The sequence below is a fragment of the Amorphoplanes digitatis genome, assembly GCF_014205335.1.
Taxonomy (GTDB): Bacteria; Actinomycetota; Actinomycetes; order Mycobacteriales; family Micromonosporaceae; genus Actinoplanes; species Actinoplanes digitatus.
This window is the reverse complement of the sequence record NZ_JACHNH010000001.1, coordinates 2,507,869-2,520,083: the sequence shown is the minus strand read 5'-3', so window position 1 is coordinate 2,520,083 and position 12,215 is coordinate 2,507,869. Positions and strand designations below refer to the sequence as shown.

Sequence of the window (12,215 nt, the reverse complement as noted above, 5' to 3'; positions counted from 1 at the left end):
GGAGCTGACTCCGGGCCGCCGAGCAACCGCTCGTCCATCTCGGTCAGTTCAGGCTGAATCGCTGGTTGGCCTGCCCGTTGCAGTCGTAGATCTGGACCTGCTGCCCGTTACCGGTGCCCCACACGTCGAGGCAGCGTCCCGACTGCACACCGGTGACGGTGCCGTTGGAGTTGACGTTCCACTGCTGGTTGGCCTGACCGTTGCAGCTGTAGATCTGCACGGCGGAGCCGTTGCCGGAGCCCGCGGCGTCGAGACACCTGCTGCCGTACACGGTCAGTTGCCGGCTCGACGTGAGCGTCCACGTCTGGTTGGCCTGGCCGTTGCAGTCGTAGAGCTGCACTCGCGTTCCGTTGTTCTGCGACGAGTTCGGCACGTCGACGCAGCGGCCGGACTGCGTTCCGACGATCCGGGTACCGCCGGCCGGCGGGACCGAGGGCGTCGGGGAGACGGTGGGGTCGGTCGGGGGCGGCGAGGACGGACCCGGGCCGGCGGCATTGAGGGCGTTGAGCACCGAGCTGTACGCGGCCTTCTTGTTGCCGCCGCCGTCGAACAACAGCGGGCTCTCGCTGGAACGCCATGAGTCGCTGTCCCGGACGCCCCACACGGTGATGCCAATGCAGCGGGCCACGTTGATGCAGGCCTGGGTCAACCCGGCGTACTGCGAGGTCGAGGCGTTGGTGACGTCGACCTCGGTCAGGGCGACGTCAACGCCGAGGGCGGCGAAGCTGGAGAGCGTGGTCTGGAAGTTGCCGGGCAGCGAGCTGCCGCCGGTGAAGTGTGTCTGCAGTCCCACGCAGTCGATCGGCACGCCGCGGGACTTGAAGTCCCGGATCATGTTGTACACGCCCTGCGTCTTGCCGTAGGACCAGTTCTCGATGTTGTAGTCGTTGTAGCAGAGCTTGACCGACGGGTCGGCGTTGCGGGCGGTGCGGAACGCCACCTCGATCCAGTCGTTGCCGGTGCCCTGCAGATTGGAGCCGCGACGGCTGCCGTCCTCGTTGAAGGCCTCGTTGACGACGTCCCAGGCGGCGAGCTTGCCCTTGTAGTGGGCCATCACGCCGTTGATGTGATCGATCATCGCCTGGCGCAGGGTGCTGCCGCTGAGGCTCTGCATCCAGCCCGGCTGCTGCGAGTGCCACGCGAGGGTGTGGCCGCGTACCTTCAGGCCGCGCTGGGTCGCCCAGTTGTAGATCTGGTCGCCGGACCCGAAGCTGAACTGGCCGCGCTGGGGCTGCGTCGCGTCCGGCTTCATCTCGTTCTCGGCCGTCACCATGTTGAACTCGCGCCCGGCGACCGTGGTGTACGTCGAGTCGCCGAGCCGGCCCGCGGCGATCGCCGTGCCGAAGTACCGGCCCGACTGCGCGGCCGCCGCGCCGAGGGTGCTCGCCGCGGCATCCGCCGCCGGCATCACCATCACGACACCCAATGCCGTGATGGCGGCGACGGCGCCGCCGGTGAACAGTCGAATCCGCGAGGATCTGCGCCCCGACGAGCGGAGGGAGGGGACGGGGGGAGTGACTGGCACGATTTCCTCATTTCTCGATCCGCGTCCCGGCGCCGAGCACTACACGGCGGTTGGGGTAGTCACCTTGCGTGCGAGGGAATCGGTGGATCGCACAACTCGGAACCGAGAGCGATGGCCTTCAATGCCAAGTGATGCTGGCATGGCCTCGTCGATGGAGGCAATACCTTCCGGAAAACTTCCGGAAGGTATTGACGCGCCTGATCACAACTGCAAGTCATCTCATTGCCGAGCTGGAGGGTTCGGCGCCCTTCAGGAAACCGAAACTTTCGAAGGCCGACACTTCTGCGGATCGCGGAGAGCCGACCTGCGAGGGATTCTGAGATAACAGATTTTCAGTCCTCGATTTGCGCATCGATTCGCATATCACGATCGGAATGCCAAACCGGCCCTCCAGCTACACAACGATCCCCAAGAATGCGCCCATTCTCGACCCGCGGTTGGCGAGGGAACGTTGCCGCCCGTCTCCGGCCTTGCCTCCCGGCCGACCGCCGTTTACGTTGACGGAACGTCGTTTCCCTCAACGGAACAGGGGACACATGCTCAGCGCGCTCCTCGGCCTGATCGCCGTCGCGGAGATCGGCCTGCTCTTCCTGGTCATCGCGTTGCGCCGCCGCCGGCCGGACTGGGCACTCAGCATGCTGATTCTGGTGATCATGGCGCTGATCTGGGACAACGCCGTCATCGCGGTCGGCGGCACCCTCGGCGAGGGCGAGCCGCTGCGGACCCTGTCGGTGCCGCGCTACGTGACGCACGCCCTGCTGGTACCCCTGCTGATCATGGTCGGGGTCGGTCTCGGCCGCCGGCACGGCATCCGGACCCTCGCCGGGAGAACCGCGCCCGCCGCGTTCGGCGCGCTCACCGTCGCGCTCGTCGCCGCCGGGCTCTGGCTCGACGTCCTCACCCTGGAGCTGGAGCCGACCCGCTACGCGGACACCGTCCGCTACACCAACGCCGCCTCGCACGGCGCGCCGATACCGGCCGTGGTGACCGTCCTGGTGCTGATCGGCATCGGCACAGCCCTCCTGGTCCGGGCCCGCCGGCCGTGGCTGCTCGCCGGGTCGGTCGCCATGTTCGCCGCGGCCGCGGCCGCAGCGGTGGCGTTCTGGATCGGCAACGTCGGCGAACTGCTGCTGATCCTCAGTGTCTGGTGGACGGCCGCACACACCGCACCGGCGAGGGAACCCGCCGGCGCGGCCCCGCCCACCTGACCGTCATCGAGTTCAGCGGCCGAAGCAGTCCGACTCGCCGTCGACCCTTATCTTTACGATCTTCATGGGGGCGTCGGGGTCATAGAACCAGAGTTCGCCCGGACTCAGACAGTCCGCTTTATTGCCGTCGGTCATCCAGACGGTGTCGTCGTTGCGCGAGTTGTAGACGGCGTAGGCCTGACGCCCACGCTGACCCAACTGCTGCCAATTCGACGTTATGTCCTGATAGGCCGCGGTCGGCTTACGCGCGACCCAGTCCGAATTGTTCATGTACAGGCAGACCCGTGGATACCTGCAGCCGTATTTGGTGTCGGCCGCCGCGGGTGAACCGATAATCGAAAGGCTTGCGCCGGTCAATGAGCAGACGATACCGACCGCCAAGAATTTCTGTCGCATTCGTACGCCCCCCGCTGTTGCAGATCGCAATGTCAGGCTGCCCGGGCAGTACAGCAGTGACCCATACTGCCACACGTCCAAGAATTGACGATCAATTTCGTTTGTCCGACCATTTTTCGGCGCACAGATCGGGAGACGATGTCGGCAACCTGACAGCGACCCGGCAGCGAACGAGAACCGCACAACCGGGCCGTACCGACGCACGCGCACCCTCGAAGGCAGCGGGCCGCCGTCGAGGGTGCGCGTTTGTCGGATTCCGCGGTCGCGGCGGAGCTACCGCGAACCGGTCTCGTACCTGCCGCTGACGACGGAGTAGTTGGACGCGCAGCGCGCGATCGACCAGCCGGAGGCGACGCCGCCGACCCATCCGCCGTACACGGTGACCTTGACGCTGGGGTTGGTGTCGCGCGAGCAGGTCGCCACCGCGCGGTAGAGGTCCTTGCCCGGGTTGCTCTGCGTGTCACACTTCGCCTGCCAGCCGTCCTGGTCGCCGGAGCCGTTCCAGCGCTGGCTGTGGCAATCGGAGGCGGTGGCGTGCGCGGCGGCGGCCGGAACCGCGAGCCCGCCGACGACGGCGAGCGCGGCGATGGAGAGCGCGCGGACTGTAGCTCGATTTCGCATCTGTTTCCCCGTTCCTAGAGCGATACGTGCTCCACGGATCTTGCAGAACCGGGACGGAAACCGACAAGCATCTATATATGTTTTTACAAAAGCTACTGTCCGCGAAGCTCCTCGAATAGGATCGCCCGCCCTAGCGTTCGCCGCGGGCGGCCTCCTTGCGGCCGCGCTTGCCCAGCGGCACCTGCGACATGTCGACGGCCTGCGCACTGAGGTTCTTGTAGCCGTACCCGTGCTCGTCGAGGTAGGCCACCGCGGCCGCCTCGGCGTCGCGCACCACGGCCGGAACGTCCTGCTCGCTCTGCGCGGTACGGGCGAACCGGAAGGTGAAGAACGGCCGGGCCGCGATGTCATAGGTCAGCGAGCCCTCATCGGTATACGCGGCGAACGCCACGTCGTGCTGCGCCGCGAGCGCGAGCAGGCCGGCGCGCTGCTCGTCGTCGAGCCCGTCGAAGGCTCCCCGTACGGTGACCCGGATGGTGCGTGTAGTCATGCCCGCGACCGTAGCCGCCCGTGCGTGCCCACTCCACCGGTTTAGGCAGGTCGGAGGCCCGTTCCGGTCGGCACCGACCCGCCGCGGGAGATGCCCCGGCCGGGAAACCGCCGGGAATGAGAGGGGCATATTGATATGTCCCGGTGTCCCCGCGGGATGCGTAGGGTTCGGCTCCGGGGTTCCTGGCAACGCCGCCGTTCACCCTTGACGCCGGCCGCGACCAGCGCGCTCAGCCGCGGCCCCGGGTCTCGGCTCCCACCCCCTGGAGGAACGATGCGGGTTCGCAAGCTTGCCTACGCCGGCGCCGCCGCCGCCCTGACCGCCACCCTGGCGCTCGCCGGCGCGGCATACGCCTCCCCGGCACCGGTCGCCCCGGCCGCCGTCAAGGTCGCCCTCGCCCCGCCGCCGATCACCGCGGCGGCGCCGATGGCACACCTGCAGAAGCTGATGGACTTCGCCACGGCCAGCAACAACACCCGGGTCATCGGCAGCACCGGCTTCACGTCCACCGTGAACTACATCAAGGCGCAGCTCACCGCGCTCGGCTGGGTGACCACCGTGCAGAACTTCACCACCGGCGGCAAGGCCGCGTCCAACGTCATCGCCGAGTGGCCGTACGGCGACGCCAACCACGTGATCATGGCGGGCGCCCACTCCGACTCGGTCAAGGCCGGCCCGGGCATCAACGACAACGGTTCCGGCGTGGCGGCCCTGCTGGCGAACGCCACCGCGATCTCGCAGGCGAAGCTGGTGCCGCAGAAGCGGATCCGCTTCGGCTTCTGGGGCGCCGAGGAGCAGGGCGACATCGGCTCCAGCTACTACGTGTCGCACCTGCCCAGCGGCGGGGCCGCGAAGATCGACGGGTACCTCAACTTCGACATGGTCGGCAACAAGATCGAGAACAACACCCCGGTCGGCTGGAGCCTGTACGTCGAGGGCCAGTCGAACGGCCTCAACGCGCCGTTCCGGACCTACTTCGCCTCGAAGGGCATCACCGTCAACCCGTCGCTGGACACCGACGACCGCTCGGACCACGCCGCGTTCAAGAACGCCGGCGTCAAGGTCACCGGCGTCAGCTCGGTACGCAGCCTCAGCGCGCTGGGCGCCTGCTACCACAAGGCCTGCGACAACATGACCGACGTCTCCCAGGACAGCATGGTCCTGGCCTCGAATGCGATCGCCAGCGCCGTCTGGACCCTCGCCGGCGCCTGATCGACCGTCACGTCCGCGGTGCGGGGGCCACCTCCCCCGCACCGCGGCGCGGGATGTCTCAGAACGGCTGCCCGCACACCTTCCACTGCCCGTCCTCCTTGACGAGCTTGAAGGTGTGCCGGTCGACGAAGCCGGTATCGAAGGTGAGCTCGGCGGTGGTGGTTGCCGAGACTCGGCCGTTGACGGTCGACACATTGACGCCGACGATTTCATGACTTTGAATTCTGGGCTGCTCGCTCAGCCCATGTAAAAATGCCTCGCGCGTGAACCGGCCCCGCGTGCCGGCGCAGAGTCGGCCGTAGGCGGCATCCGCGTCGCCCGACTCCAGATCGGTGACGAACTCCTCGGTGGCCTCACGGGCCGGGTCGGTCGCCTGCTTCACCTCCCGGAAAAGGAAGAATCCCCCGGCCACCGCGCCCGCGCAGCACAACACCAGCACAATGCCGACCACGATCAACACCGTCCGCAGCGTGCGGCGCCGCGGAGGCGGCGGTTCTGGTTGGTACGGCGGCATCTCCACGATGATCAAGACTAACCATTCGAGCGTGCCGAACAATGCCGTTCCAGGAACTGCCCGGGCGCACGCGAATGCGGCACACTCGCTGCCGTGACTACTCTTCCCAATCCAGTCGACCTGTACCCCGACGTGGCCGCGATGGGCAGTCTGGCCGCCGCTCTGCGGGCGGTGGCGGCGGCGAAGGGACTGGTGCTCGGCCAGGTGATCACCCACGCGGAGAAGCCGCTCCAGTACGCCGGCGTCACCAGCGCCACCCCGCTGCGCAACCAACTCGACATCAACGCGGGATCGACCCGGCGCTGCTGGGGAATCACCGGTTGGGGCCAGGGCGTCTGGATGATCGGCGGCTCAACACAACAGCTGGTCGACGTCGCCCGGGCGGCGCAGCTGTGGCGCGAGGGGATACCGCTGCGCGATATTCGGCAGGCGGTGCCGTTCGTGGAGCTGACCCGGCTGGCCGAGGCCGCCGAGCAAGGGCCGGAGCAGCTGGTGGCGGCCCAGTGGCAATGGTTGCGAGAGGACGCCGAACAGGCGAACTGGCCGGAACATCAAGCGCTTGTCGAGGCCGCCCATGCCGAGCCGAGGCTACGGCAGCTGTATCCGTACACGAGCCACTGGTCCTTGCGGTTCTCGACCACCACCGGATTCCCGTTCTCCCCGGACGCGGTGTGCCTGGAGGCGACGCTGAATGGCCTGTTCATCGCGAAGACCTCCTTCCGCGGCGCCGTTCTCGGGCAGACCGGCACCGCCGAGGAGGCGGTGTCCATCGCCGTGGGTCACCTGGCCGGCGACCCGGGTCCGGCGACGGCGGGCTCGTACCGGCCCTGACAGGGCGCGACCTGGCGGCCGCGGGCGGCGTTCTCGACCGCCGCGAACTGCTCACGGAGCGCCGGGCGCCGGGGACCGTTGGCCGGCTCGAGATAGCTGTTCAGGACGGCAATGATCAGCATCGAGGTGGTGCTGCCGGTGGTGGGAGCGTCCCCGAGGATGCCGGCCTCGGGATCACCCAGGTGACGCACCGCGAAGCCCTCGATGACCGCCGCCAGCATGTTGGCGAACTGATCCAGGCTGACACCTTCACAGAGGCGGAAGCCACGCTCGGCGATGGTGGACTCGTAGTACTTCTTCCAGGGTTCCAGCGCGGCGGTGTAGTTCCTGGCGATGGCCCGGTGGATACCGTCGTCGTGACGGGCCGTCGCCGCCATCATCAGCTGGAGCCGGAAGAGCGACATCCGGCAGATCGCCTGGAGTTCGTAGAAGGCGACATGATCGGACGCGTCCACGAGGGTTTCCGCATTGATCAATGACTCGCCGCGCGTCTGCATCGCCGCGCCGTACTGGTCGTCGTAGTTGATCGGATGAAACAGGAAGTCGAGCAGATCGTCGACGTAGTCGTCGTGGGTGGCCCAGGTGCACCGGTACGGGCCATCGCCTTTCAGCCTCAGAAAGGGCGGCTCGATGCGCTCCATCTCCGCGATGACGGCCCGCTCGGTCAAGAACTTGATCCCGGAGCGGTATGGGCGGTTGACTCCCTGTTCGAGGTCGCCGGACCCGTCCTGCGGGCCGAGGTTGCGCTCTATCAAGGTCACGCCGGCCTTCAGATAGGAGGCCACCTTCAGATCATTGGGCAGGGCGGCGCGCGTAGCCGGTCGTTTGCCTTTGACCCGGGTGACGATACCGATCAGATCCTGATCGTAGGGGTAAGGTAAATGCCGCTTTGACGCAGTCATGGTGTGGATGCTACCGACGATGCCGGACGGCAAAAGGTCCGCAGCTGCGTACCTAATTTATCACCCCAAGTGACTGATCGCTCACGCCAAAACAGGTACATGTCTGCGTACCTGTTTAACCGCCGATCTTTGAGATAGAAACCTGCCGTCACCTCATTTCCCCTGCTAGGGAGACGGAACCGTGCGCATCGACCTGGACATGATCAGCACCCTCCTGTCCGCCGCCGTGATCGTCTGCTGGCAGCACCGGCGCACGGACCGGAGGCCACACTGTGCCGACCTGCGTCGCCTGCTGGCCGACGGCGAGACGATCTGCGTGTACGTCAGCGGATACGGCTCCCTCGCGGAGCAGCAGCTGATCCGGCGCGGCGCGCGCGACCTCGCGGTACGCGCGGCGCAGTCGGCGCGGCGCGGACCGGTCCACCTGCGGCCGACGCTGGCGAGGCTGGCCGACGCGGCCGACGAGCTGGCCCGGTCCGCCACCCTCCCCTCGGGCGCCCGCCGCGCCGCCGTCCAGGACCGGACGGTACGGGCCCTTGCCGCGGCGATCGACCACATCTGGGCCGACCTGACCAGCCTCAGCTCACGGTGATCCCATGCCGGCCGCGCCCGCCCGGATCGCCGCGCGGATGCGGAAGTAGGTGCCGCACCGGCAGACGTTGCGGATGCCGTCCAGGTCGGCGTCGGTGACAGCGCGGCCCTCTGCGGCGACCCGCCGGACCAGGTCGACGGCCGCCATGATCTGGCCGGGCTGGCAGTAGCCGCACTGGACGACGTCGTGGTCGAGCCAGGCCTGCTGCATCGGATGCAGCTCCGCGCCGGCGGTGGCCGCGAGGCCCTCGATCGTGGTCACCTCGTCGTCCGGGCCGAGGTCGCCGACGGGTATCGCGCAGGGGCTGACGGCCCGGCCGTTGAGGTGGCTGGTGCAGGCCTTGCAGACGTTGATGCCGCAGCCGTACTTCGGCCCGGTGATGCCGAGGATGTCGCGCAGCACCCACAGCAGCCGCACGTCGCCGGGCACGTCGACGGTGACCGGCGTGCCGTTGACCCGGAAGGAGTGCTCAGGCATGGCGTATCCCATCGGTGGGGGACGCGGGCACGGGCGGCACCGTCGGCTTCGGTACGAACGACAGCGTCCCGTGGTTGATCGGGAACCGGGTGGGCAGGGTGCCGGTGGCCCGGCCGTACGCACAGGCCACCGCCGCCATGGACGCCGCGACGCCGAGTTCCCCCGCGCCGCCGGGCTGCTCGGACGTGCTCGGCATGATGATGACCCGCAGGTCGAGCGGCGTGTTCCACTGTCGCGTGTAGAAGTGGTTGTCCCAGCTCGCCTCCAGGAAGTACCCGTCGCGCAGGTGCAGGCTGGAGGTCAGGGCGAGCGCGATGCCGTCCATGACGCAGCCCATCATCTGCGCCTCGAGCCCGCGCGGGTTGACGGCCAGGCCGACGTCGACGGCGAAGACGACCCGGGTGACGCGCGGGCCGCCGACGCCGTCGCGGATGGGCCGGTTCGCGGTGGCGGGGCGGCAGTCGATCTCCACCAGGCAGGCGCTGACGGCCTTGTACTCGCTGTGGAACGCGATGCCCTGCGCGACGCCGGCCGGCAGCGATCGCCCCCACTCGCCGGCGGTCGCCGCCGCCGCCAGCACCGCCCGGGCCCGGTCGTCGCGCAGGAGGTCGCGGCGGAACCGGTACGGGTCCTTGTTCATCCGCGCGGCGAGCTGGTCGACCATCAGCTCCCGGGCGCACGTCGCGTCCGGCGAGTAGACGTTGCGCATGCTGCCGGTGTTGAAGCCGCGGCCGGTCTCATTGAGCAGCCGGCTGTGGCTGCCGAAGGCGTACGGGGAGGTCTGGCTGAACTGGAAGAAGATCTGGGAGAACGCGGCGCCGCCGATGGGCAGCCGCGCGGCCATCGCGGTGAACAGCTCGCCGATGCCGTGGCCGAGGTCGGTGGTGATGCTGGTGTGCCGCTGCTCGTAGGAGAGCACGACGTCGCCGGCGTAGGCGATCCGCACCCGCGAGGTGGCCATCGGATGCGCGCGGCCCTGCCGGGTGTCGTCGGCGCGGTGCCACATGAGCTTGACCGGCTTGCCGATCTTCTGGGAGACCTCGGCCGCCTCCAGGGCCGCGTCGAAGAACAGCTTGCGCCCGAACGATCCGCCGCCCTCGGTGACGTGCACGGTGACCCGGCCGCGCGGCAGAGCGAGGCGGGCCGCGATGGTCTCCTGCGCGACGATCGGCGACTTCAGCGACGACCAGATCTCGGCGCGGTCGCGGCGCACGTCGGCGATCGCGCAGTTCGGCTCCAGCGCGCTGTTGCCGCGGAAGTGGAACGTGAACCGGCCCTCGACGACCGGCGTCGGCGGGCGCGGGCCCAGCGGCAGCTCGGCGGCCGCGAGTTGGCGCAGCACGGTCTCGTCGCTCTCGCCCTCGGCGGTGCCGGGCCGCCACGTCACCTCCAGCGTACGGATGGCGTCTATGCACTGGCCGAACGTCTCCGCACGGACCGCGACCCCGGTCGAGATCACGACCGCGTCGGTGACGCCGGGCATGGCGCGGACGTCGGCGAGGTTGGCCACCGAGCGCACGGTGCCGTTGATGGTCGGCGCGCGGCACACCATCGTCGGCTTGGCGCCGGGGACGTCGAGGTCCATGGCGAACCGCTTGCGGCCGGTCACCGCGTCCAGTGCGTCGACCCGGTTGTGCGGCCGGCCGATGACGGTGAGGCTCTCGCGGGTCCGCAGCGTGACGGGCACCGGCGCCGTCCGCGGGCTGGCGGCCTTGACGGCGAGGGTGCCGATGTCGATGCCGCGGCCCCGGTCGTCGGTGATGACGCCGGCGTCCAGGCGCAGCCCGGTCGCCGGCGTGCCGAGCTCCGCCTCGGCCGCCGCCAGCAGCCGCTGACGGGCGACGGCGGCGGCGACCCGGATCGGGGTGTACGTCGAGACGGTGGTGTTGGACGCGCCGGTGAGCTGGTTGAACAGCAGCTCCGGGCGGGCGTCGGCGAGCGTCACCCGGACACGCCGCAGCGGAACGGACAGCTCCTCGGCGATCAGCATGGCCGTCGAGGTGGTGATGCCCTGCCCCACCTCGGCGCGCGGCAGGGCGAACGACACGGTGCCGTCCTGGTTGACCTCGACCGTGATCAGGCCCGAGGTCGGCAGCGCCGCCGCGGTCATGATGTCGTTGAGGTCGAGCACCTCGGTGAGGTCGCGCGCCGAGGCGCGCAGGGGCGCGGCCGTCACGAGGATCGGGGCCGCCAGCACATATCCGAGCAGGCGCCGGCGGCCGAACGGCGGGCTCATTCCGGCCGGTTGATCGTCGGGATCTCGATCTTCGTCTCGCGGCCCTTGGTCAGATAGAACAGGATGTACCGCCGCACCGCCTCGTCGATGACCCAGGCGGACTCGGGCACCAGCGGCAGCGGGATCAGCCCCTCGCGGAACTTCACGAGCGCCGGCCAGGCGGTCGCGATCAGCGCCTCCCACACCGGCTCCCGCGGTATCTCGTCCCAGCCGGCCACCTGGGGACCGACCAGGTAGCGGGCCAGGGCGTTGCACAGCGGCCGGCTGATGCTCGCGGGACTGGTCTGCTCGGCGAGCTGGCCGAGCAGGATGTCGGTCAGGATCACGCCCTCCGGCGTCGGTCCCATGTTCGGCGGCAGCACCTGGTCCGACTGCGCGTTGGCGGCGGCCCAGGTCGCCGGGATGTACTCGTCGCGGACACCGAGCAGGTGCGCGGTCACCTGCCAGACGTGCAGGTACGCCTGTGAGTCGGCGGCGCTGATCGGCACCCGCCAGTCGCGCATGGCGCGCATCGCGTACGTGGGCAGGGTGTGCCAGGTGACCAGGATGTCCTCCTGGCTGATCGGGATGCCGCCGGTCCAGTGCGGCGACTGTTGCAGCAGGTGCCGGACCGCCGCATGCACCAGCCGCGTCTTCACCGCCTGGACGATGCAGTCGCCGTCCGGCCGGTACGCGTTGAGCGCACCCACCGCGAAGCCGAGGATGCTCGTCTTGGCGACGCGGTCCTCCATGTCGGCGCCGCCCTTGGAGTAGTAGACCGCGCGGGCCTCCTTGGGGATGGCGGTGCTGAGCATGCCGCCGCCCACGCCGTTGAGCAGGTTGAGATAGATGCCGCGGGACTTGTTGAACTCGGCGGCCCGTTCCAGTTTGGTCCGGTCGGCCCAGGACGGCAGCCGGCGCGCCTCCTCGATGAAGTCGCGCACGTAGGCCGGCAGGCCGCCGGGCAGCGGCTGGTCGTTGCGGTTCCAGTCCCACAGCAGCCGGTTGACCTCGGGCACGTCGCCGCTCTCCAGCAGCGCCCGGGAGACCGGGTCGGCCAGGTCGTCCCACACCCAGCGCGGATCCTCGCCGGAGCCGCTGCCGGCGATCGAACCGCTCGACGGCCACGTCCACGGCACCGCCCGGGCCGGGGATCCGATGCCCAGCGCGCCGAACGCACCAAGGACTCCCCCGGATATCAGCACCTTGCGCCTGCTCAGCTCACTCATGAC

General features: G+C 69.0%; 13 protein-coding genes. 4 read left to right on the top strand and 9 right to left on the bottom strand.

Going from position 1 to position 12,215, the window contains the following annotated elements:
* Window positions 1–43: 43 nt before the first annotated feature.
* Window positions 44–1,414, bottom strand: coding sequence for a glycoside hydrolase family 10 protein (locus BJ971_RS10950; RefSeq protein WP_239087095.1), 1,371 nt, complete (start codon window positions 1,412–1,414; stop codon window positions 44–46).
* 647 nt (window positions 1,415–2,061) lie between these two features.
* On the opposite strand from BJ971_RS10950, the gene BJ971_RS10945 reads away from it, so the two are divergent.
* A complete protein-coding gene (locus BJ971_RS10945; RefSeq protein WP_184992157.1) occupies window positions 2,062–2,733 on the top strand; it encodes a hypothetical protein in 672 nt (223 codons plus the stop codon).
* A 12-nt stretch (window positions 2,734–2,745) separates the two neighbouring features.
* Here the strand turns inward: BJ971_RS10945 and BJ971_RS10940 are convergent, their stop codons facing one another.
* From BJ971_RS10940 to BJ971_RS10930, 3 genes are all read right to left on the bottom strand, one after another.
* The gene (locus BJ971_RS10940; protein WP_184992155.1) at window positions 2,746–3,129 is read right to left on the bottom strand and encodes a hypothetical protein; all 384 of its coding nucleotides are present in this window, start codon (window positions 3,127–3,129) and stop codon (window positions 2,746–2,748) included.
* 273 nt (window positions 3,130–3,402) lie between these two features.
* Window positions 3,403–3,750 (bottom strand): hypothetical protein, encoded by a 348-nt coding sequence (locus tag BJ971_RS10935; protein WP_184992153.1) that lies wholly within the window; start codon window positions 3,748–3,750, stop codon window positions 3,403–3,405.
* A 130-nt stretch (window positions 3,751–3,880) separates the two neighbouring features.
* Window positions 3,881–4,240, bottom strand: coding sequence for a DUF6204 family protein (locus tag BJ971_RS10930; protein WP_184992151.1), 360 nt, complete (start codon window positions 4,238–4,240; stop codon window positions 3,881–3,883).
* A 273-nt stretch (window positions 4,241–4,513) separates the two neighbouring features.
* Here BJ971_RS10930 and BJ971_RS10925 point away from each other — a divergent pair, with 273 nt between their 5' ends.
* Window positions 4,514–5,452: a M20/M25/M40 family metallo-hydrolase gene (locus BJ971_RS10925; protein ID WP_184992149.1), complete on the top strand. Its 939-nt coding sequence runs from the start codon at window positions 4,514–4,516 to the stop codon at window positions 5,450–5,452.
* A gap of 58 nt (window positions 5,453–5,510) precedes the next feature.
* Here BJ971_RS10925 and BJ971_RS10920 read toward each other — a convergent pair whose 3' ends face one another.
* A complete protein-coding gene (locus BJ971_RS10920) occupies window positions 5,511–5,972 on the bottom strand; it encodes an Rv0361 family membrane protein (protein WP_239087113.1) in 462 nt (153 codons plus the stop codon).
* Window positions 5,973–6,059: 87 nt separating this feature from the next.
* Between BJ971_RS10920 and BJ971_RS10915 the strand changes: the two genes are divergently transcribed.
* Window positions 6,060–6,797, top strand: coding sequence for a DUF6193 family natural product biosynthesis protein (locus BJ971_RS10915; RefSeq protein ID WP_184992145.1), 738 nt, complete (start codon window positions 6,060–6,062; stop codon window positions 6,795–6,797).
* Here the strand turns inward: BJ971_RS10915 and BJ971_RS10910 are convergent.
* On the bottom strand, window positions 6,746–7,699 hold the full coding sequence (locus BJ971_RS10910) for a hypothetical protein (RefSeq protein ID WP_184992142.1): 954 nt from the start codon (window positions 7,697–7,699) through the stop codon (window positions 6,746–6,748). The two genes, BJ971_RS10915 and BJ971_RS10910, sit on opposite strands and share 52 nt — an antisense overlap.
* A gap of 181 nt (window positions 7,700–7,880) precedes the next feature.
* On the opposite strand from BJ971_RS10910, the gene BJ971_RS10905 reads away from it, so the two are divergent.
* Complete coding sequence (locus tag BJ971_RS10905) at window positions 7,881–8,291, top strand: hypothetical protein (RefSeq protein WP_184992140.1); 411 nt, start codon at window positions 7,881–7,883, stop codon at window positions 8,289–8,291.
* Here BJ971_RS10905 and BJ971_RS10900 read toward each other — a convergent pair.
* The 3 genes from BJ971_RS10900 to BJ971_RS10890 are packed head-to-tail and all read right to left on the bottom strand — an operon-like array spanning window position 8,283 to window position 12,212.
* Window positions 8,283–8,768: a (2Fe-2S)-binding protein gene (locus BJ971_RS10900; protein ID WP_184992138.1), complete on the bottom strand. Its 486-nt coding sequence runs from the start codon at window positions 8,766–8,768 to the stop codon at window positions 8,283–8,285. The two genes, BJ971_RS10905 and BJ971_RS10900, sit on opposite strands and share 9 nt — an antisense overlap.
* Window positions 8,761–11,004 carry a molybdopterin cofactor-binding domain-containing protein gene (locus BJ971_RS10895; RefSeq protein WP_184992136.1) on the bottom strand — a complete coding sequence of 748 codons (2,244 nt, stop codon included), beginning with the start codon at window positions 11,002–11,004 and terminating at the stop codon, window positions 8,761–8,763. Before BJ971_RS10895 ends, BJ971_RS10900 begins: the two co-directional genes overlap by 8 nt.
* Window positions 11,001–12,212 (bottom strand): oxygenase MpaB family protein, encoded by a 1,212-nt coding sequence (locus BJ971_RS10890; RefSeq protein WP_184992134.1) that lies wholly within the window; start codon window positions 12,210–12,212, stop codon window positions 11,001–11,003. The genes BJ971_RS10895 and BJ971_RS10890 overlap by 4 nt, the downstream gene beginning before the upstream one ends.
* Window positions 12,213–12,215: the final 3 nt, after the last annotated feature.

Excerpts from the sequence above, each read along its gene's own strand:
- BJ971_RS10950 (WP_239087095.1), bottom strand. The coding sequence starts at position 1,414 with ATGGTGATGCCGGCGGCGGATGCCGCGGCGAGCACCCTCGGCGCGGCG.
- BJ971_RS10945 (WP_184992157.1), top strand. The coding sequence starts at position 2,062 with ATGCTCAGCGCGCTCCTCGGCCTGATCGCCGTCGCGGAGATCGGCCTG.
- BJ971_RS10940 (WP_184992155.1), bottom strand. The coding sequence starts at position 3,129 with ATGCGACAGAAATTCTTGGCGGTCGGTATCGTCTGCTCATTGACCGGC.
- BJ971_RS10935 (WP_184992153.1), bottom strand. The coding sequence starts at position 3,750 with ATGCGAAATCGAGCTACAGTCCGCGCGCTCTCCATCGCCGCGCTCGCC.
- BJ971_RS10930 (WP_184992151.1), bottom strand. The coding sequence starts at position 4,240 with ATGACTACACGCACCATCCGGGTCACCGTACGGGGAGCCTTCGACGGG.
- BJ971_RS10925 (WP_184992149.1), top strand. The coding sequence starts at position 4,514 with ATGCGGGTTCGCAAGCTTGCCTACGCCGGCGCCGCCGCCGCCCTGACC.
- BJ971_RS10910 (WP_184992142.1), bottom strand. The coding sequence starts at position 7,699 with ATGACTGCGTCAAAGCGGCATTTACCTTACCCCTACGATCAGGATCTG.
- BJ971_RS10900 (WP_184992138.1), bottom strand. The coding sequence starts at position 8,768 with ATGCCTGAGCACTCCTTCCGGGTCAACGGCACGCCGGTCACCGTCGAC.
- BJ971_RS10895 (WP_184992136.1), bottom strand. The coding sequence starts at position 11,004 with ATGAGCCCGCCGTTCGGCCGCCGGCGCCTGCTCGGATATGTGCTGGCG.
- BJ971_RS10890 (WP_184992134.1), bottom strand. The coding sequence starts at position 12,212 with ATGAGTGAGCTGAGCAGGCGCAAGGTGCTGATATCCGGGGGAGTCCTT.